Source organism: Aeromonas sp. XH, assembly GCF_033348475.1.
Lineage (GTDB): Bacteria > Pseudomonadota > Gammaproteobacteria > Enterobacterales > Aeromonadaceae > Aeromonas > Aeromonas sanarellii.
In genome coordinates this window covers 2,841,335-2,861,902 of record NZ_CP137630.1, presented here as the reverse complement: position 1 = coordinate 2,861,902, position 20,568 = coordinate 2,841,335, and the positions used below count along the sequence as shown (strand labels likewise).

The 20,568-nt window shown below is 51.2% G+C and carries 14 protein-coding genes and 1 tRNA gene; 11 read left to right on the top strand and 4 right to left on the bottom strand.

Annotated elements, in window-relative coordinates; genetic code table 11:
* Nucleotides 1-169: 169 nt before the first annotated feature.
* From R2B70_RS13125 to R2B70_RS13080, 10 genes are all read left to right on the top strand, one after another.
* Nucleotides 170-1,165, top strand: coding sequence for a sulfate ABC transporter substrate-binding protein (locus R2B70_RS13125; RefSeq protein WP_318161693.1), 996 nt, complete (start codon nt 170-172; stop codon nt 1,163-1,165).
* A gap of 253 nt (nt 1,166-1,418) precedes the next feature.
* Entirely contained in the window at nt 1,419-2,567 is a 1,149-nt protein-coding gene (locus tag R2B70_RS13120) for an HD-GYP domain-containing protein (protein WP_411587904.1), read from the top strand.
* 136 nt (nt 2,568-2,703) lie between these two features.
* On the top strand, nt 2,704-3,492 hold the full coding sequence (locus R2B70_RS13115) for a substrate-binding periplasmic protein (protein ID WP_318161691.1): 789 nt from the start codon (nt 2,704-2,706) through the stop codon (nt 3,490-3,492).
* Nucleotides 3,493-3,504: 12 nt separating this feature from the next.
* Nucleotides 3,505-8,067: a PAS domain S-box protein gene (locus R2B70_RS13110; protein ID WP_318161690.1), complete on the top strand. Its 4,563-nt coding sequence runs from the start codon at nt 3,505-3,507 to the stop codon at nt 8,065-8,067.
* A gap of 380 nt (nt 8,068-8,447) precedes the next feature.
* Nucleotides 8,448-9,536: a site-specific integrase gene (locus R2B70_RS13105; protein ID WP_043160085.1), complete on the top strand. Its 1,089-nt coding sequence runs from the start codon at nt 8,448-8,450 to the stop codon at nt 9,534-9,536.
* Between the two features lie 44 nt (nt 9,537-9,580).
* Nucleotides 9,581-10,609, top strand: a complete 1,029-nt coding sequence (locus R2B70_RS13100) for a nucleotidyltransferase (RefSeq protein WP_033134987.1) — start codon at nt 9,581-9,583, stop codon at nt 10,607-10,609.
* Between the two features lies 1 nt (nt 10,610).
* On the top strand, nt 10,611-12,314 hold the full coding sequence (locus R2B70_RS13095) for a ThiF family adenylyltransferase (protein WP_318161689.1): 1,704 nt from the start codon (nt 10,611-10,613) through the stop codon (nt 12,312-12,314).
* On the top strand, nt 12,311-12,763 hold the full coding sequence (locus R2B70_RS13090) for a Mov34/MPN/PAD-1 family protein (protein WP_161772468.1): 453 nt from the start codon (nt 12,311-12,313) through the stop codon (nt 12,761-12,763). The genes R2B70_RS13095 and R2B70_RS13090 overlap by 4 nt, the downstream gene beginning before the upstream one ends.
* Before the next feature lie 2 nt (nt 12,764-12,765).
* Nucleotides 12,766-14,352, top strand: coding sequence for an SAVED domain-containing protein (locus R2B70_RS13085; protein WP_161772469.1), 1,587 nt, complete (start codon nt 12,766-12,768; stop codon nt 14,350-14,352).
* 806 nt (nt 14,353-15,158) lie between these two features.
* Nucleotides 15,159-15,989: a hypothetical protein gene (locus tag R2B70_RS13080; protein ID WP_050438070.1), complete on the top strand. Its 831-nt coding sequence runs from the start codon at nt 15,159-15,161 to the stop codon at nt 15,987-15,989.
* A 211-nt stretch (nt 15,990-16,200) separates the two neighbouring features.
* Here R2B70_RS13080 and repC read toward each other — a convergent pair whose 3' ends face one another.
* From repC to R2B70_RS13060, 4 genes are all read right to left on the bottom strand, one after another.
* Nucleotides 16,201-17,037: a replication protein C, IncQ-type gene (gene repC, locus R2B70_RS13075; RefSeq protein WP_043160086.1), complete on the bottom strand. Its 837-nt coding sequence runs from the start codon at nt 17,035-17,037 to the stop codon at nt 16,201-16,203.
* The gene (locus R2B70_RS13070) at nt 17,027-17,893 is read right to left on the bottom strand and encodes a helicase RepA family protein (RefSeq protein ID WP_257725923.1); all 867 of its coding nucleotides are present in this window, start codon (nt 17,891-17,893) and stop codon (nt 17,027-17,029) included. Before R2B70_RS13070 ends, repC begins: the two co-directional genes overlap by 11 nt.
* A 640-nt stretch (nt 17,894-18,533) precedes the next feature.
* Nucleotides 18,534-18,609: transfer RNA gene (locus R2B70_RS13065), tRNA-Thr, on the bottom strand.
* Nucleotides 18,610-18,695: 86 nt separating this feature from the next.
* Nucleotides 18,696-19,436, bottom strand: coding sequence for a phosphatase (locus R2B70_RS13060; RefSeq protein WP_042076747.1), 741 nt, complete (start codon nt 19,434-19,436; stop codon nt 18,696-18,698).
* A gap of 461 nt (nt 19,437-19,897) precedes the next feature.
* Between R2B70_RS13060 and R2B70_RS13055 the strand changes: the two genes are divergently transcribed.
* Entirely contained in the window at nt 19,898-20,551 is a 654-nt protein-coding gene (locus R2B70_RS13055; RefSeq protein ID WP_042076745.1) for a TetR/AcrR family transcriptional regulator, read from the top strand.
* Nucleotides 20,552-20,568 lie beyond the last annotated feature (17 nt).

Below are 20,568 nucleotides of genomic sequence, written 5' to 3'. Positions count from 1 at the left end.
CATCGACCTGCGAGCATCGACGGCCGCATCGCTGTCGCCTCCGTCGTCCTTGGCGAGTTGTACCCAGGCGATGCCATTTATCGCATAAGCTGCGCACTAATTATTCTTTCAAAGAATAAATGTGTGGCTCTTATAGTTGGTCACTCGACTCTCATTCCAAGGACGTGCAATGAAACGACTCGTGCCCGCCACCCTGCTCGCCGCAGGCCTGGCCTTGACCCCGTTGGCCCAGGCGGCCACCCTGCTCAACGCCTCCTATGACGTGATGCGCGACTTCTACAAGGATTACAACGCCGCCTTCCAGAAACACTGGCAGGCGGAAGGCGGCGAACCGCTGCAGATCAATATGTCCCACGGCGGCTCGAGCAAGCAGGCGCGCGCCGTCATCGACGGCCTGCCCGCCGATGTCATCACCATGAACATGGCCACCGACATCAACGCCCTCGCCGAGCATGGCGGCCTGGTCCCGAAAGAGTGGGCCGCCCGCCTGCCGGACAACAGTGCGCCCTTCACCTCGGCCACCGTGTTCATCGTGCGCAAGGGCAACCCCAAGGGGCTGAAGGACTGGCCTGATCTGCTCAAGGAGGGAGTGAAGGTGATAGTGCCCAATCCCAAGACTTCGGGGAACGGTCGCTACACCTATCTGTCGGCCTGGGGCTATGTACTGGAGCAAGGTGGCGACGAGAAGGCGGCCAGGGCGTTTGTGGGCAAACTGTTCAAGCAGGTTCCCGTGCTCGACACCGGTGGCCGCGCCGCCACCAGCACCTTCATCCAGAACCGGATAGGCGATGTGCTGATCACCTTCGAGAACGAAGCCGAGATGATCGCCCGCGAGTTCGGTCGTGGCAGCTTCGAGGTGATCTACCCGAGCGTCACCGCCGTGGCCGAGTTGCCGGTGGCGGTGGTGGACAAGGTCGTCGACAAGCAGGGCACCCGCAAGGAGGCCGAGGCCTATCTGACCTACCTGTGGTCTGACGAAGGGCAGCGCATCGCCGCCAACAACTACCTGCGCCCGCGCAACCCGACGATCCTCGCCGAGTTCGCCGACCGCTTTCCGAAAGCCACCTTCCTCAATGTGGTAAAGACCTTCGGCGAGTGGCCTGTCATCCAGCGCACTCATTTCAAGGAGGGCGGGGTGTTCGACCAGATCTATGCCGTGCAGTAAGACGCGTCTGGCAAGAAAAAGGCCGGCCAGGTGTCACCATGCCGGGGCGAGCCACCTGGTGGCTCACACTCTGATCCCCGAGCAGCTCAATCCGATGGGCGCTGTGTATGCAGAAACCCAGAATCAGCGTAACCGTGTTTCCGGGTATATTTGACCACTACATGTACTATCGTTAGCTCATACTAAGCGTTGCGTTTTTTGGAAATTATGTTGTTTTTAAACATGTTAGCTATCACCTCTCAATTAAACATGAATGGCGCCCATCATGAGAGACTCATATAATTCCCATCAACCCGCCACCATACTGGTAGTGGACGATACCCCGGACAACCTGATGCTGATGGCAGAGCTGCTCAAGGACAAGTACAGGGTCAAGCTCGCCAACCATGGTGAGAAGGCGCTGCGCATTCTGGCGGGAGATCCGCTGCCAGATCTGATTCTGCTGGATATCATGATGCCCGGACTGTCCGGGTTGCAGGTGGCTGAACAGTTGCAGCAAGATGCCCGCACCCGCCATATCCCCATCATCTTCCTCACCTCCATGGCGGCGGTGGAGAGCGAGCTCCAGGGGCTGGCGCTGGGGGCCGTCGATTACATCACCAAGCCCATCAGCCCGTCGCGAGTGCTGGCGCGGGTCGAAACCCAGATCAAGCTTAAGGCAGCCGCCGACTTTCTGCGGGATCAGAACGATTTTCTCGAGCAGGAGGTCCAGCGCCGGACCCGTGAGGTGATGGCCATCCAGGAGGTGACCATCCAGGCCATGGCATCTCTTGCGGAGACCCGCGACAACGAAACCGGCAACCATATTCGCCGGACTCAGCACTACGTCAAGCTACTGGCCGAGCTGCTGCGGGATCACCCCCGTTTTCGCCACTTCCTCAATGACGAGACCATTCACCTGCTGTTCAAATCGGCTCCCTTGCATGACATTGGTAAGGTCGGCATCCCCGATCATATCCTGCTGAAACCCGGTCGCCTCACTAAGGAAGAGTTCGAGATCATGATGACCCACACCACGCTCGGGCGCGATGCCATCCAGCGGGCCGAGGATCAGCTCGGGTTTCCGGTGGATTTTCTGCGCCTGGCCAAGGAGATCGCCTACAGCCATCAGGAGAAGTGGGATGGCAGCGGTTATCCCCAGGGCCTCTCTGGGGATGACATCCCCATCAGTGCCAGGTTGATGGCGGTGGCCGATGTCTATGATGCGTTGATCAGTCACCGGGTCTACAAGCCGGGCATGCCGCACGAGGAGGCTGTGGATATCATCCGCCAGGGAGGGGGCTGGCACTTCGATCCGGACGTCTGTGCCGCCTTCCTGTCCGCCACCGAGCAATTCAAGGCCATCGCCGAACGCTTCAGCGACAGCGAGCAGGGTTTGGCCAAGCAACAGCCAGCCCCTTGAGCCAAGACAAGGAGCCACTCTGCTGCCGGGAATGCCTCACGAGGAAGCACCGGACATCATTCGCCAGGGGTCTTTGAGCCTTCCATCCGGGTGCCTGCGCTGACTTTCTGTCTAATGCTGAGCTGCAGGGTGCTGTATGGAGCTCGGCATTCAAAGTAAGAGGGAAGATATCGTGTTGATGCGATTGTTCAAGGCCCTGTCTCTGTTTATCTGTCTCGGCGGCCAAGGGTTCGCGACCGAGCTTAAGATCGTCGTCAGCCAGTACACGCCTCCCTATGTCTTCGAAGACGGTAGTGGCATCCTGCTTGACATAGTTCGAACCGCTCTGGCGGAGGGTGGTTATCAGGTCAAGCCTATCTATGTTCCCATCGAACGCGGTTTCAGGATGTTTGCCGATCGGCAGGTCGACGGCACGACCATTATTCAGGAGAGTTCTGGGCTACAGGCTGAATACTCCGATTACTTCATGCAATACCACAACCGGGCCTTTGCCCTAAAGTCCAGCCAGCAGGTCATTCACCGTATTGCCGATCTGGGCGGTAAGTCTGTGATCGCCTTCCAGTATGCCGAGCGCTATCTGGGGGAGGAGTTTGCTCGGGCCGTTGCCGGCAACCCCCGCTACAAGGAGCTGGCTCAGCAACAGAGCCAGGTTCATATGCTGCTGCTCGGCCGGATAGATGTCGCGATCATGGATGAGAGCATCTTCCGTTATTACCACCAGAAGCTGATCGCCGAGCGTCAGGTTGAGCCCGGGCAGGAGGTCATCAGTTACGACATCTTCCCGCCGACGCGCTTCAAGGCCGCCTTTACTGATCCTGCGGTACGCGACGGTTTTGACAAGGCTATCGCTCTCATGCGCAAGGATGGGCGTTATGAGGCCATTTACCGCAAGTACACCGAGCGATATTTCTCCGTTGAGCCCTAGCAAGGAGGCTGTGTGTTTCATTCACTGCGTGCCCGTTTATCGCTCCTGCTCATGGTGGCAGTCTCCCTGACCCTGGCCGTTTCCGGCTTCTACGGTCACTCGCGCCTCGTCGGCGAACTAAACGAACGCTTCGGCGATCTTCAGGTGGGGGCGTTGAACCGTATCGCCCAGAGCGCGGCCACCCCTCTGTGGGAGCTTAACAAGGATGTGATCGCCAATGTTCTGCGTGCACAACTGGCTATTCCCGAGATTGCCGCACTGGAAATCAAAGATGTAAATGACGTGACGATAGCCGCCTTCAACCGTGATGCCACGGGAGCTATCGTGGCGCTCAAGGACGACTTGCCGATGCATGCGCTCACGCTGGAGAAGGGGATCGTCCTCACCGATAAGCCCGATGAACGTATCGGTCTCCTGCGTATACAGTTCTCCCGCGACAAACTCGACGCGACCATCCGCAGCAACTTCTACCAGCTCATCCTGCAGATCCTGGCCGTGGATCTGGTGCTGATAGTCCTGTTGCTCACCAGCCTGCGCATCGTCTTCCGGCCGCTGGCCGATCTGCGTGAGGCGCTCATGATGCTGGGTGGACAGAACGGAGAGACCGCCAGCGGCATCACCGAGTTGCCGGAGGGCCAGCATCAGGAGCTTGCCGGCCTGATCCGCGGCTTTAACTTGGCGTTGCGCCGGATCCGCGAGGAGGCGAACAGGCAGGAAACTGTGCTGGGGGGCAAGGCGCGGGCTGGCGAGCTGTCGCAGCAGTTGCAAAACAGCGACGATCTGGCCCAATTCGGCCAGCGATTGCTGCAATATCTTATCCCCTGGCTGGGGGCCGATGTGGGGGCCTTCTTCGTCCACGATGAGGACGAGGGCGATTTTCGCTGCCGGGCCGGATTTGGCATCGAACCATCGGGTTGCAGGCCGTTCAAGATGAGTGAGGGGTTGGCTGGTGAGGCTGTGGCGACGGGCAGGGTGATACAGTGTCAGAACCTGCCGGATGAGGCAATCAGGATCCAGTCCGGCCTTCTTTCTGCCGTGCCACGCACGCTGTCCATCGTCCCTATCCGAAGTGCGGAGAGGGTGATCGCCGTGCTGGAGTTGGGCTACATGAATGTTCCCCGATATCAGGAGGAGGTGTTGACCGACGCGGTGCCGGTGATCGCCTTCAGTCTTGCCTTGTTGATGAGCAAGCAAGCGACATTGCGCGAGTTGCAGGAGCGCAGCGAGCTGGAAGAGCGTACCAGGCTGCTCTTGGAATCGGTCAACGATGGCATCGTCGGGCTGAATACCGAGGGCGTGATGACCTTTGCCAATCCGGCGGCACCGGCCATGCTCGGCTACCGCACGGATGAGCTGGTTGGCCGGCAGATGCATGCGCTGGTGCATCACCATCATGCCGATGGGCGCGAGTTTCCCCTCGAGGAGTGCCCCATGTACCTGACCGGGCGCGACGGCCAGCCGCGCACCGTGGACAGTGAAGTGTTCTGGCGTAAGGACGGTAGCCCGATGGCGGTGGAATACTCAACCACCCCGATGCTCAAGGGCGATACGCTGATCGGCTCTGTGGTGGTGTATCGGGACATTACCCGGCGCCGGGCGGCCGAGCGCAAGTTCAGGGATCTTCTCGAGTCCGCTCCGGATGCCATGGTGATAGTCAATCACGAGGGCGACATAGTGCTGGTCAACCGGCGGGCCCTCGAGCTGTTCGGTTGGAACCGTGAGGAGCTGCTGGGGCGCAAGATCGAAATGCTGGTGCCGGCGCGCTACCGCCCCCATCATCCGAGCCAGCGTGATCAGTTCTTTGGTCAGCCTCAGGCGAGGGCTATGGGGCAGGGACAGGAGTTGTTCGGCTTGCACAGGGACGGCCGGGAGTTTCCAGTGGAGATCAGCTTGAGCCCCATTGAGACCGAGGATGGGGTGCTGGTATCCAGCGCCATCCGCGACATCACCGAGCGCAGGGTCGCCGAGCAGGCCCTGCGCACGGCCAGCGAACGCCTGACCCTGGTGCAGGAGGCAGGCGGCATCGGCCTGTTCGACATCGATCTCGTGACAGGCCGCAACTTCTGGACGCCGCAGCTTGAGCTGATGTTCGGGCTCGAGCCCAGGGGCTTCGGCGGCACCCTGGAGCACTGGAAGAGGTTGCTGCATCCTGACGATGTCGAGTCAGCCAGCCAGGTCTTCGAGCGCGCGATCGAGGGGGGGGCCGATCGGATTGAGTTCGACTTTCGCATCGTGCGTCAAAGTGACGGGGAGGTGCGAACCTTCAAGTCGCTATGCCGCTTCACACGCACACCAGACGGTACTCCGCTGCGCGCAACCGGGGTCAACATCGATGTCACGGCGCTGACCGAGGCGCGGGCAGTAGCGGAAGAGGCGACCCAGGCCAAGAGCGCCTTCCTCGCCAACATGAGCCACGAGATCCGTACCCCCATGAATGCCATCATCGGCATGAGCCATCTCGCCCTGCGCACCCAGCTAGATCGCCGTCAGCGCAACTACATCGAGAAGGTGCACCGCTCGGCGGAGAATCTGCTTGGGATCATCAACGACATCCTCGATTTCTCGAAGATCGAGGCGGGCAAGATGGAGCTGGAGCTTATCCCCTTCCGTCTGGAGGACGTGCTGGACAATTTCGCCAACATGATTGGCCTGAGGGCCGAGGAGAAGGGGCTGGAGCTGCTGTTCGACACGGCGCACGATCTGCCGACGGCGCTGGTCGGCGACCCGCTGCGGCTGGGGCAAATCCTGATCAACCTCGGCAACAACGCGGCCAAATTCACCGAGCGGGGGGAGATAGTGGTGGGAGCCGAGGTGCTCCATGACGAGGGTGAACACCTGGAGTTGCACTTTTGGGTGCGCGACACAGGCATCGGCATCAGCAGCCAGCAGTGCGAACGGATGTTCCAGTCGTTCAGCCAGGCCGACAGCTCGACCACCCGTAAGTACGGCGGTACTGGTCTGGGTCTGGCCATCTCCAAGCGGCTGGTCGAGCTGATGGGGGGACGCATCTGGGTGGAAAGCGTGTTGGGACAAGGTTCGACTTTCCACTTCTGCGTCATGCTGGGGCGGCAGCGTGGCGAGCTGCCGCAGCGCATGTTCACCCAGGATGAGCTGTTAGGTGTGCGGGCCCTGGTGGTGGATGATAACGCCAGTGCCCGCGAGATCCTCTACGGCATGGCCCGCCGCTTCGGCATTGAGGTGGATGTGGCCGACAGTGGCCGCGCCGCTCTGGCGATGCTGGTGGCGGCCGAGGGCAAGTCACTGCCCTATGAACTGGTGCTGATGGACTGGCGCATGCCGGGCATGGACGGAGTGGAGACGGTGCGGCAGATGCATGCAGCCAATCTGGCACAGATGCCGTCGGTGATCATGGTCACCGCCTTCAGCCGCGAGGAGGTTCGTGAGCAGGCCGAGTCGCAGGGGGTGGAATTGCCCGTGGTGCTGACCAAACCTGTTACTCCATCTAACCTGCTGGAGGCGCTCGGCAGCGTACTTGGCAAGATCCAACTCGTCGACAGCCGGACGACCGAGCGATCAGAACTGAATGCCAGCGCCACGGCCAGCCTGAGTGGTGCCCGCCTGCTGCTGGTGGAAGACAACGAATTGAACCGCGAGCTGGCCAGCGAGCTGCTGCAGGAGGCGGGCATATCCCTCAGCCTGGCGGTCAACGGCCAGGAGGCGCTCGACCTGCTGGCGCAGGACGCCGACTTCGACGGCGTCCTGATGGATTGCCAGATGCCGGTGATGGACGGTTATACGGCCACCAAGTTTATCCGCCAGCAGTCGCGCTTTGCCACATTGCCGGTGATCGCCATGACCGCCAACGCCATGAGCGGCGATCGGGAGCAGGCGTTGGCCTGCGGCATGAACGATCACATCGCCAAACCTCTCGACGTGGCCAGTATGTTCGCGACCCTGGCCAAATGGATCAAGCCACGCGCCCGTCAACCAGTAATGGCCAGCGTGACTGCGCTCGAGGCTGTTCCGCCTACAGGTCCCTTGCCTACCGAGCTGGATGGCATTGATCAGGCTGCCGGCCTGGCCACCTGCCAGGGGAAGGCTGAGCTCTATCAGCGGTTGCTTCGCAAGTTCCATGCCGCCAATCAGGGCTTCGCCGCGCAGTTCGCGGCCGCCCTCGCGGATCCCGATGCCACGGCGGTAACCCGGCTCGCGCACAGCCTGAAGGGGACGGCCGGCAACATCGGAGCCTTCGAGGTCGCCCAAGCGGCGGCCGCGCTGGAGTTGTGTTGTCAATCCAGTGCGAGGGGTGAGCAGCTCCAGACTGCGCTCAACAGGGTGGAACAAAGCCTGGCCCCCGTGCTCGCCGCCCTGGCCGTATTGGATGCAGGTACGCTAGGGCCTGCGCAGTCGGTAGCCCTCCCCGATGCGGACATACAGCCACGATTGGCTAGGCTTGGCCAACTACTGGCAGAGAGCGACAGCGAGGCGATCGAAGTGCTGGTCGAGTTGCAAGCCCTCTCCCTGCAGCCAGAAATGGCCGAACGCCTGGCCAAGGTGGCACAGCAGGTGGAACGCTTCGAGTTCGACGCGGCGTTAGCGGCGCTCTTGAAGTGACGAAAATCAAATGTCGCCCCAATCAGCTGATTAAAAGTTGTGTCGCGAGGTAGTCAAATAAATCCGGTTTACAAATCTAGTTATCACCTGACACCGGCTTGAGGTGGGGGGTTGGTGAATACTATCCCCCATACAAACAGCGATGGTGATTCCACTTGTGCGTCGGGGCTGATGTTAGCCGGGAGTTAGCCGCCTCAAAAATGAATAAGGCTCGCATCGCTGCGAGCCTTGCTATATCTGGTGCCGGTAATAGGAGTCGAACCTACGACCTTCGCATTACGAAAGCAAACTGCAATTTATATAAATCAATAGCTTTTTCCATTTAAAAGGGTTTATGCCACAATCTTGCCACACTCAGCAGCAAGTTATGGTATTTGGCTATGGCAACGTTCCGTAAGCGCGGCCCCTATCAATGGGAAGCCCAGGTACGCCGCAAGGGGTATCCGGCTCAGAGTAAAACCTTCAACACAAAGGCGGAGGCGGAGGCCTGGTCTAAAGTCATTGAATCTGAGATGACCCGAGGGATTTGGGTCAGCAGAGCCGAAGCTGAAGCAACCTCGCTTTATGAGGCTCTATGCCGCTATGAAACTGAGGTTGTTCCGCATAAAAAGGGAGCCGTGCAAGAGCTCTCACTGATCCGCATCTACAAGGCATTACCTTTGGCATCACGCGCATTGGCATCCATTCGTGGAGCGGATGTTGCAAAGCTAAGGGACGAGTGGCTGAAAGATTATCAACCTGCAACAGTCCTCCGGCGGCTTGCCCTGCTCTCTCACATCTTCAACATGGCCCGTAAAGAATGGGGAATGGAAAGTCTATCCAATCCACTGGAGCTAATTCGTAAGCCTCAAGCTGATAACGCACGTACAAGGCGTATAGCAGCTTCTGCAACGCCAGCACATTGTCCCCAGAGCCAGGATGAAGAAAGCGCGCGTAGAGCATCAGAAGGTGAAATAGAGCGGATCATCGCTGCCAGTGGCTCAAGGGTCTTACCATCGTTGGTCATACTGGCATTGGAAACGGCCATGCGGCGGAGTGAGCTGGTTAGCTTGCGCTGGGAGCACATCGATCTGAAACGCAGAGTTGCACACCTGCCATCGACCAAAAATGGCAGTGCGCGCGATGTGCCGCTATCAACCCGAGCAGTTGTTACTCTGCAATCTGTAGGAGTTGCTGCTACAGGTCGGGTTTTTGATATCCGAGCTGATGCGGTAACACGAGCCTTTGAGCGGGCAGTCAAGCGTGCTAGACAAGCCTACGAGCTCGAGTACCAAGCACAAGGTTTGATTCCAGTAACCGAGTTCCTCAGTGATCTGCGTTTCCACGACCTGCGTCATGAAGCCACTTCTCGTCTGGCTGAGATATTTCCTATGCACGAACTCACAAAGATCACCGGACATAAAGACCCGAGAATGTTAATGCGATACTATCACCCCAGAGCGGATGAATTAGCAAAAAAGTTAATATAGAGTTTTAATGCAACTTATATCATCATGTTAATCGGGATATTAAAATGGCCACATTGCAAAGTAAATATAATCAATTCATAAAAAACATCATTCTCACCAGGGAGTCGGATGAATACAAAAAAGCCAGGGATAAAGACGACATTGTCACCCCAAAAGTTGAAGATGCACTTAATGATGCGGGCTATCATGTTCAGGCAAGATTTTTACAGGGGTCACTTGCTTCCAATATTGCGATTAAACCATTAGATGGTGATTACGATATTGACCGTGCGGTTGTAATAACGAAGGAAAGCTCCCCAGAGAATCCTGTTGATGTGAAAAAAATTGTTAGGGATGTACTGATAAAACATGGATTTAAAGAGCCAAAAATAAAGAAGCCATGTGTGACTGCCGACTACAAGAATGAAAATTATCATATTGATTTCCCAATTTATAGGATTGATGAAAACCAAAATTATCAGCTGGCTGTTGGAAAAGAATTTTCTGACGAGAACAATAGAGAATGGGCAAATTCAGAGCCAAAGAAACTAAAAGAATGGATTGCTTCATTGAGCATTCCCAAGGAAATAACAGATGATGAAAGAAGCCAGTATTATCGACTAGTTAGATATTTAAAACGTTGGCGTGACTTTGTTTATACTAACGAAGTAGAACGGAAAAAAGTTTATTCTATAGCACTTACTATTATGGTGAAGGAATCGTTTTCACCCTGCATTGATAATGATGGTAAAGTAAATGATAACCAAGCATTGATTGATACCCTCACAAACATTCTTAAAGATTATAAATATTTCATCCCTGCAAGTAATGGATATGAGGTTCATGTCAACCTACCAGTTACACCATACTCGGATACATTCCAAAAAAATGGAGAGACCGTGGGAACTCTCCTTAGGAAGCGTATGCAGTATCTCCTTGATGCGCTAAATGAAACTAATGATATGTCCTCACTAAAAAAACAATGTGAGAAGTTACGTCAATATTTTGGTGATGACTTCCCTGAAAGCGAGGACGAACCAACAAGGGATAGTTCAAGATCAGCAGGGTTAGTAGGAGTATCTAACGGTGCTTGATATGACACAGATAGTTAATTATCTCTCATCTAAGGGCATCTCTTTAGTTCGAGGAGATAACGATAGGACTATGTTTTACAAATATTCTCTTATGAATAGAGAAATAACAATACGAATTGATATCCCTCCTGACTTCCCCTTTAACCTACCAACTTTTCACTTATGTAATCGCCTAAGTTATGGAGCTCTTGCACATATAGCTTGGGGGGGGAATGATTTTGCTGAAATATGCTATGGCAAGGAGTCATTCAATATCAACTATGAAAGACCAGAGTTAGTATTATATGATGCCATCAAAAAGGTTATTGATATAACGAGCAAATCAATTAAAGATCCAAATTACAATGATAGCGAGTTGAAAAGAGAGTTTGTTGGCGTTTGGCGATTTCACATAAAAAGCGATGAAAAACTTATATGTATATGTGAAGCTCCAGAACTATATACTACGCTAAATGTAGCTCAGCCAAGCAATAAAGAAAACACATCAATCAGGCATAGTACAATTTCAATAGCACAAGAAACCATGTGCGTAAATAGCAATAATGCCATATTGAAACACTATTTCGCAGATTATAGAATAATTAAAGGAAAAGGATGTATTATACATCTTAACGAGTGTCCATTACCACCATCACCGAATGAAAGTATCATTGCATGGTGGGAGCAGATACTAAAGTCACAACCCCTTCATGTTAGCGAAAAGCTTAGGGAAATTAGTCGACTAACTAAATCAAAAGAGTTTTTTGTTGTATGTACATTTAACAATTGTGACGGACGTGTCTGGGTCGCTTTAAAATTTACCGCTGAGAAAAAACAGAGCATTCCATTGACCCCTATAAATGTGAAGGGTTGGCAAGGTACAGCAATTCAACTTGATGTGATGTCTAGAACCCATCTTTTATCCAGGGCTGGAGCAAAGATCAACCTAGATGAAAAAAATGTTTGCATTGTTGGTTGTGGAAGTCTAGGAGGGATGGTTGCCGAGCAATTAGTGTCTTCAGGTATTTGCAACATAACTCTCTCTGATCCAGATAGCCTATCAATAGAGAACATTTATAGACATTGTTTAGGATCTAAATTCGTAGGATACAATAAAGCAAGTGGTCTGAAACAATATCTAGAGACAAAGTATCCCTTTGTAAAGGTAAAAGCATCTGAGAAACTCTTATTAGAATATATGGATGAGTCAATAACTGATAATTTTGATTTAATCTTAGTTCTAACAGGTAATGCGACCCATGAGAGAAAATTTGACTCATGGGTAATAAGTTCTCAATGTAAAACTCCGATAATATATGGATGGATCGAAGCATTTGGGGTTGGAGGACATGCAATTTATCACAACAAAATGCATCAAGGCTGTTTAAACTGTTTATTTATAGATAATGTATCTGATGAGATGGAGTTATACCCGAATATAAATTTTATAGCAAAAAACCAAGCTATACTAAAGTCTCATGCCGGATGTGGCTCTGAATTTATATCATATTCGAATCTAGACTCTATTCAGACGGCGATGCTAGTTACTCGCCTAGCACTAGACAATTTATCTGGTAAATTAGATAAAAACATCTGTCATTCATGGAGAGGCGATGGTCAGCTGGCTATAGACAATGGTATAAAACTATCTCATAGATTTTTCCGCATGACGAATACAGAAAAAGAAATTGCAAACGAAAACTGTCATGTATGTGGTTCAAGATGAATGAGATCAAGATAATCAGCGAAGAAAATTTCACACTTGAAATTTCAGAAAACGTTCACAACATCTGGAATTCATTTCGCCAAATAGACCATAAAGATCTTGAAGCGTGTGGCGTTTTAATTGGAGCCATAAATCATAAGGAAAAAATAATTTTTATTGATTTATGTTCTACCCCTCAGCCTAAAGATAGAAGATCTAGATATAGTTTTTCCTTACGAGATTGTTATCATCAACAATTAGTTGACCAAAAATTCAAAGAAACATGTGGTAAGAATTACTACCTAGGTACATGGCATACCCACCCAGAAGAAGACCCAACACCATCATATTTAGATGTGCAAGATTGGGAAAAGTGTATGAAACGAAACATGGGTTTTCAACATTTCGCTTTTGCTATAGTAGGTCTTTCAATTACCAAAATATTTATTCATTCAAGAGTAAAGGACTAGAAATGGATAATTCATTAAATTTACAAGTTTTACAACAACCATTAGATAATCTGACCGACATCAAAACTTATCACGATAAGTTAATAAATGATATTAGATGGGAAGATATTGGACTTGTTATTGATGAAAGTAAATCCAATGTGGTTGTACTATTGATGACGCAGGATCATGCTCAAGCGTTGTTGCGATTTAATCTTACTCCGGCTCAGTATAAAGACGGACTAGAAATATTCACAGCCGGTAAAAAAAATATTGATTTTCGCTCCTATCAAGGAGTATTTTTAAATAACGAAGATATTTCTTCTTTGAACAAAATGAATGATGTTTGGCATCAGTCTAAAGATCAGTCAGTAATAGTTAACATTGATAATATCCCTTCACTCTTAACCTCCTATTGGACAAAAGATAAAGATAAGGGACGCGGTCCCGACTTCACTATTGACACCAAAAGGGCTGTCAGAGACGCTTCTTTTGGTCGATGCATGTTTGAAGGGTGTGGAGAAAATCTTGAGATTGACGCAACCACAGGAGAATATGGGAACTATGCATATTTAGCTCACAATATTGCGGCATCAGAGAATGGGCCAAGAGGGAATATATTTTCAAAAGTTATATCGAATGACCCCAATAATATTTTACATCTGTGTGACAAACATCATAGATTAATTGATAAGGTCGCATTAGCAGATTATCCAGCTTCATTACTCTCTAAAATGAGAGCAGAACATATAAGGTTAGCCAACAACCTTCTAGATGGGCTCAGGTATCCTGCATGTAAAGCTTTTTCTGTGTTATGGCCAGTTCGTGGAAATATAAATGATGGACCTAGCTATCAACAAGTATATAACTGTTTATCATCAATAAAAATGAGATTAGCTGGTAATATATCTGAAATCTCAAAAAACAATGAAATTCTGATGAACCCCACAAACAACCATTATTGGCCGATTCTAATTGAATCAGTAGAGGTTACTGCAAGAGAGATTATAGCGCAATGTAAGTTCGATAATGTTCCCGCTTGTATTTTCCCTATTGGCCCTATGCCGGCACTAATTGCTTTAGGTGCTATCCTTGGCAATAAGAAACTATTTATCCCAGTTCTGAGAGAACGCGAAACATCGCAATGGACGATTACGAAAGAAAATAAAGACCCTGAGTTTTTCAAAATTTCAGGTTTAGATGAATTATCTTCAGATGAAAATGATGTAATAATATCTTTTAACTTCACTGCGTCACCAAATCATTTTAGTCTTGAAGGTAAAAGACTTAAATTTAAAGAGATTACCATAACTGCTAATGAAATTGGCAATTCATGCATGAAAGACATATCTCAGTTTAATTATTTTATGGATAAAATGAGAAAATTACTACACCACCTTAAAAGTTCTTGCAACACAAATACGGTACATATATTCCCTTGCATGTCAAATATGGCATCTATCACTCTTGGCATGAGTATCGATGCATATCACCCTAATATTAAAATATATGACTTTTATGTTGACAAGAATGGGGGGGATGAAGGCATGAAAAGTAGGATTGATATCAATGTCAATGGTACCAGTGTATGCTTATCTTCATCTAACTAATTGTTACCAACAACACAACCGATAGTGAGCCAGTGATTAAAAGGCATTTAATAAAAAAGATGCCTTTTAATCCATAAAATTAGATCAGAGTTCATAGTTGTTTTTTCTATCTTTTATAGATTTCCTCATCAACATACTTGATTTATGCATGTCCTCTCGCAATTTATTCAACTCTTGCTTAGTCAAAACTCTAACAAAACCATGGTGATTTTTATTCAAAATTATCCTCTTTGATATAAAGAGCCGATCATATAACAGCCTTGCACCGCTTTAACTTATTTAAATCTAAGCCATCAAATGCTCAGCTACACAATTGAGCATCAACGATGCGAATACAGGACAGTGAAGAGGCGACTCCGGCTTGCCGGTTAGCTAACTTCACACATCCTGCCCGCAATTCAGCCTTGTAATCATGAAGGAAAGCATGCATCAGCAACAAGGGAAATCATACAAATCATCTGCGGACAGGATAGCTAACGAAAAAACTTATTCTTTTCAATAGGTTTACCCACCTCTTCCACTCACTTTCCATCCCACATCCATACACTTTACAGATTGGAGTTGAGTGATCAGGATGGAACGCCAAGGGAAAAAATTCCTCAAGCCTGGCTCCCTCACCGGCACCTAGCCCCATCAGCTGCCACCAAATCAACTATGCCGCACCGCATCGGGGCATCCAAGATTCTGACCGCTGGAGAACAGTTCAAGTGAAAGAGCTCCTGCAGGCTAAATTGCTCAAGCTGATGATTGTCAAGTGAGGCTTTAATCCATACGATATTGCGTAAACCTTAATGCTTGAGGCACAGATGAATCAGCGTACCGAATTGTGGCAACAGCGTCGCCAACAAGCCAGACAGAAGAAGACTCCTCCAACTAGCTCACCCGAACAGACGCTAGTCTGGGTACAAATTGCCCTGGCCTTGCTCCCACTCGCAACAGCATGTATCTACCTTTTCGGTATGGCATGGCATATGGGATACGTTAGTGTTTTTCATGTTGATAGCAGCGAATTTCCACTTTCAACAGAACAAAATTTATTAGTTGGTACTATCGCACTGGTTACCAACATAGCACCATATATAACTTACCCACTTGCTGGTTTTGCATTGGTTTTAGTTCTATTATTCATCGCTGCATTTACTTCCGAGCTATTAAAAAAACTATACAAATGGCATCAAATTAAAATGCGTAGGATTGATGATACCATACGACAGAATTCCACATTCAAGTTGCTTACAAAAAATGCAATAAAACCACAAGAAGCGTCAAAATGGGAAAGCTTGCTCGATAAACTTTTCACCTTATTTATTCAATACAGTTACTTGATAGGCAGTGGAATAATAATATTCCTGCTCACGATCTACAGCTACAGCAATGGAAAAAATGAGGCTGGCACCCAGATAGAAAAGATGAAAAGAAAAGAATTCCCAGCGGCTCATTGCATCAAGTATGCGGGTATCCCAGAAGAAATATCAGCGTTGCGAATTATTTGCAATGCCACTCAATGTACCTTCTGGACTGAGCAATATGGCACTATCTATCTGCGTCATGATCAGGTTGTTAGTGCCTCTATCCCCCCTGCTGAACCAAACAGTAAAAAGTCACCTACATGCAACCGCTCTACGACTCCAGATTAACTCCAATCAAAACATGAATGGCCCTTGCAACCTGCCCAAAGGGCTGCAAGGGCCTGTGTCTAGTGGATTATCTTATGGATAATCTTGGATCACTTCTCCAAAAATACCTTAACCACATGTTTTGAAAAGATTTTAAGACCAATCCCTGGGAATGAAAGTGCACCAGTTGGGAACGTTAGTTCACCAGTTCGGGAATGATAGTGCACTGAAATTACTCCAAAGATCTGTTCCGTGGCCTGCGGATCTCCCACATGTCTTTTCGATATTCAGTTACCAACCAACCTATCGTAAACAGCTCTCCTACGGCTCTACGGGCAATCTGCTGGCGCTTTCTCATCGCATCAGCAATCGCAGGATCCGGCCAGATGTAATTGCATAGAGTATCCAAGGACGCACGTCCTGATTTGCCAGGATCGATCCACCCGCATAGGCGTTGATGGATCAATCGAGCAGGATCGCTCTTGAGGCTACGCACTTCATTCATATCGATGCGAGCATGTGGCCGCCCACCGAGAACGGCTTCTGCAATCTGTGGGTTCAAGCAGATGTATAGCGCGTTATCATCCTCATCAAAGAGATGGCTCATCAGGTGGAAAGATGCACAGCGAGAGTCGCCTTGAATGACAACGGTGACATTGGACATCCTGATCAGGCTAGCCTTTAGGGTTTTAAGGTTTCTGCCGCTTTTGCATAGACCAATCTCTTCCAGTAGCTGAGTGATACGAGACTGCACCACCAAGCAACGGCAGTCCGCACTATCAAACTCAGATGCCAAGGCCAAACGAAGTCGCTTAGGAATAGCTGCTGATGGCGCAGAGGTCAGAATAACGCCCTTGGGGCCGGATAATGCAACCAGCCCTTGTAGCAGCCGCATATCATCAGCCCCTAACGGCTCAAAACCAATAAAACGAGCGCTTTGGTTCTGTCCATAGCTATACGTCACATCCAGCTTTAGCTTCTTTCTCTCCCCTCGCTTTAAACTGCGGAATAGACCAGGAGCAAGGCAGTGCATCGGATCATGGCGCGCGTGGGTAAGTTCAATAGCCATGAGCAAACCTCCTTCGCTCTCGCGCCTGGGGAGGTTCCATGAGTTGTACCGGATGTAATACGCCCCCTTCTTGGCGTTCAAACCATTGATCTTTGATCGCAGTGCCATAGTTCTGCTTGGATACCCCAAAGCGCACAAACGCACTGCGTCGAGAGTTTCCGATGGGTGTACTACCACGTTGAATCTCGGTTAGCTGGTTTGCTTCTTCTTCCCCCATCCGCACGATGTAACCACACCATCGGATATTATCAATCAACGCTGATGCGCCTCTGGCTGCCTGCTGCTGATCAAGACTGCCATCCCTCGCGCTCCCCTTGCTGGCGTGATGTAAATAGAGCACCGCAGCCCCCGTATTTGCGGCCAGCGACTCAAGTCGGGTAATCAGCTGGGACATGTCTCCGTTACTATTTTCGTCCATCTGATGCATACGGCTGAGGGTGTCGAGAACAACAAGTCGATATCCATCTACCCTCTGCACCAGAGCCTGAAAACAGTCCGGATTCATCAGATCTAAACTCACCCCCATCATCGGTTCCAATGCGAGGTTTGTGGCAATAGAGGCCCTCGCTTTGTGCGATAGATGTTTGCCAAGCGCATGGACGCGATGACTAAGCACTGCAGCCGGATCTTCACCAGCCATATAGATCACTCGGCCTGAACGGGTCGGGCGTAGTTGCAACAGATCGCCATCAGACTCTTTGCAAGCCACGGCCATTGCGGCCTGCAATGCCCAAAAGCTTTTACCTGTTGCACCAGGTGCGATCAGAGCTCCCACAGTACCGGCCAAAAATCCAGACCATATGAAGTCAAGAGCAGGCGGCTCCTGTTCAAACGCAGCTAGTAGGTCAAGAGCCATGGCTTACCTCTTAGCGTTTGAATTCTGTGACTTTTGTCGTGCTAGCTGCTCGGCTTTGGTTGGCCGGCCACGCCGAGGCATATCTGCCGATTTAACCGCTCGATCATCCAAACCTTGGCTAATGACATGTTCAGCAAGCCAAAGCTCAACATCTTCAGCACGCCAGAGCAAACGCTTGGTTCCTGGTAAACGGCAGATAGGGGGAAGTGAACAAGGGTTGCGAGTCGCGTCACTACGGATGCTAGCAACGGATTTATGCAGACAGAGAGCCAATTGCTCAACAGTCAAAAGCACCACGCTGGAGGTGGTAATAGAGGTTTGTTTCATGGTCATAACCCATCAAGGCGGCAAGGGTCATCGAATAGCTGTGCCGGTTAGCTAATCGGTAATTGACCTGAGCGGCACCATGCCCGGCCTTGAGGGTATAAATAATTAGTGCCTGTCGTCCGATGTTACGTGACGAAATGGAGTCTACCAGCAGTGTTTTGCTATGTCATGCACTGGCAAGCGTCATTCGCCGCTATAAGGCCAGTGTGGCATGCCACAATTTTGCCACACTGGATAAGCTAAATGCTGCATTCCAACGCTCAGTAACGCATCAAACTGCAACACCCAAACTACTGTTTTGTTTGATAAAATTTGGTGCCGGTAACAGGAGTCGAACCTGCGACCTTCGCATTACGAATGCGCTGCTCTACCAACTGAGCTATACCGGCGTGCCGCTAGATTCCCGAAAAATAGGTGGTAAGTCAATGAGCTGAACTCAGTTTTATGAGTGAGCTCATGGAGTTACGGGAAACCGTCAGAGGTCGGCGAACTCCGGGATATGGGCACGACCGCGGCTCTCGAGAAAATCGAGCAGGGCACGGGGGGAGCGTGCCAGGATCCGCTCCTCGGGGAAGTCGGCCTCGGTCACCAGACGGTGGCAGTGATCGAAATCGCCGAGGCTGAAGGCTACGTGGGAGTCGGAGCCGAAGGTGAGGTAGGCGCCAAGGTCGCGCGCCGCCTCGACGATGGCGCGGCAATTGCTCTCACTGCCCGGGCGGGAATGATTGAAGGAGGAGTTGTTGATCTCCAGCGCTACCCGGTATTCGGCGGCGGCCCTGACCACCGCCTGGATGTCGATGGGGAAGGCGGGATTGCCGGGGTGGCTTATCATGTCGACCCGACCGCTTTTGATGGCGTTGATCATGGCCTGGGTGTGGGTCGCCCGATCACAGGGGGGAAACACCGGTTCATGAAAGCCCGCCATGATCATGTCGAGTCGCGATTCGTAGCGCTCGGGGAAGTCGATTTCGCCGTCGATGTTCTTGATGTTGGCCTCGATGCCGCGCAGGATGCCGACGCCGTCCACGACTCTGGGCAGCACATGCAGGTTGACGAAGTGCCAGTAGTGCGGGGCATCGGCCATGTCGGGGCCGTGATCCGTGGTGGCGAACAGCTTGATCCCCTTGGCTCTGGCGATGGGCAGGTAGTCGTGGATGGTGCTGTAGGCGTGGGTGCTGGCGACGGTGTGCGTGTGGGTATCGACCGTGTACTTCATCTTCTCTCCCCTCTGGCATGAGGCGCCAGCATAGCAAAAATGGTGGGGAGGGGCCACGAAACGGCTTGCCATACTTTGTCACAAATTAGGCTGTAGCTGACAAAGTCTGATGACGTTTGCCTGCGAGGATGACCCTATCGATGCAAGCCTGAACACCCATCGATGGGTCGACACTGGATGGTCTGACCCGTTTCCCCACCGTCGCCCCTGCGACGGTTTTTTTTGCCCGGATGATATTGGCGCCACGAGGACAAAAAAATGCCCAACTAGCATGGCGCAGGTTGGGCGAGACTTAATGTTTAATTGCAGTGGCATAGATATAGAGTCCCCTCTCGCCGCGAAGTTCCCGTCCTCTTCCCTCTTTTTTGATTAAAAACATTTCGCCAACACTCGTTCACATTCTCTTGACATGGCTGGGCATGAAACGTACTTTTTAAACATTCGTTTAAGTGAGGTGTCCAGTGAGTAAAATCGATACCAAGAACCGTATTCTCGATGCCGCCGAGGTGCTGTTTGCCGAGCGGGGATTCGCCGATACCTCGTTGCGTCTGATCACCAGCGAAGCCGATGTGAACCTGGCCTCGGTCAACTATCACTTCGGCTCCAAGAAGGAGCTTATCCAGGCGGTGCTCGACCGTTATCTGAGCCTCTTCATGCCGGAGCTGGATGCGCGCCTGCAGACCCTGATGGCGCAGGAGCAGCTGACCCTGCTGCAGGTGTTCGAGAGTTTCGTCGACCCCCTGATGAAGCTGGTGGCGGTGCGCCCAAATGGTCCGGCACTCTTCATGCAGTTGCTGGGCCGTGGCTATATCGACAGCCAGGGCCACCTGCGCCGCTTCATCACCACCCACTATGGTGCGACCCTGCACGGGATCACCCAGGCCATCTCCAAGGCCAACCCGGACTTGTCGCCGGCGGATCTCTTCTGGCGCCTGCACTTCACCCTGGGCACCGTCGTGTTCACCATGGCCTCCGCCGATGCCCTGCGTGACATCGCCCAGGCCGATTTTGGCCAGCAGCTCGATGTGGAAGGGTTGGTGCGCAACGTCATTCCTTATCTGGCGTCCGGTGTCGGGGCGCCCGTGGAGTCGACCAGGCTCTCCCTGGCCGTGTAACACCTAACAATAATCAA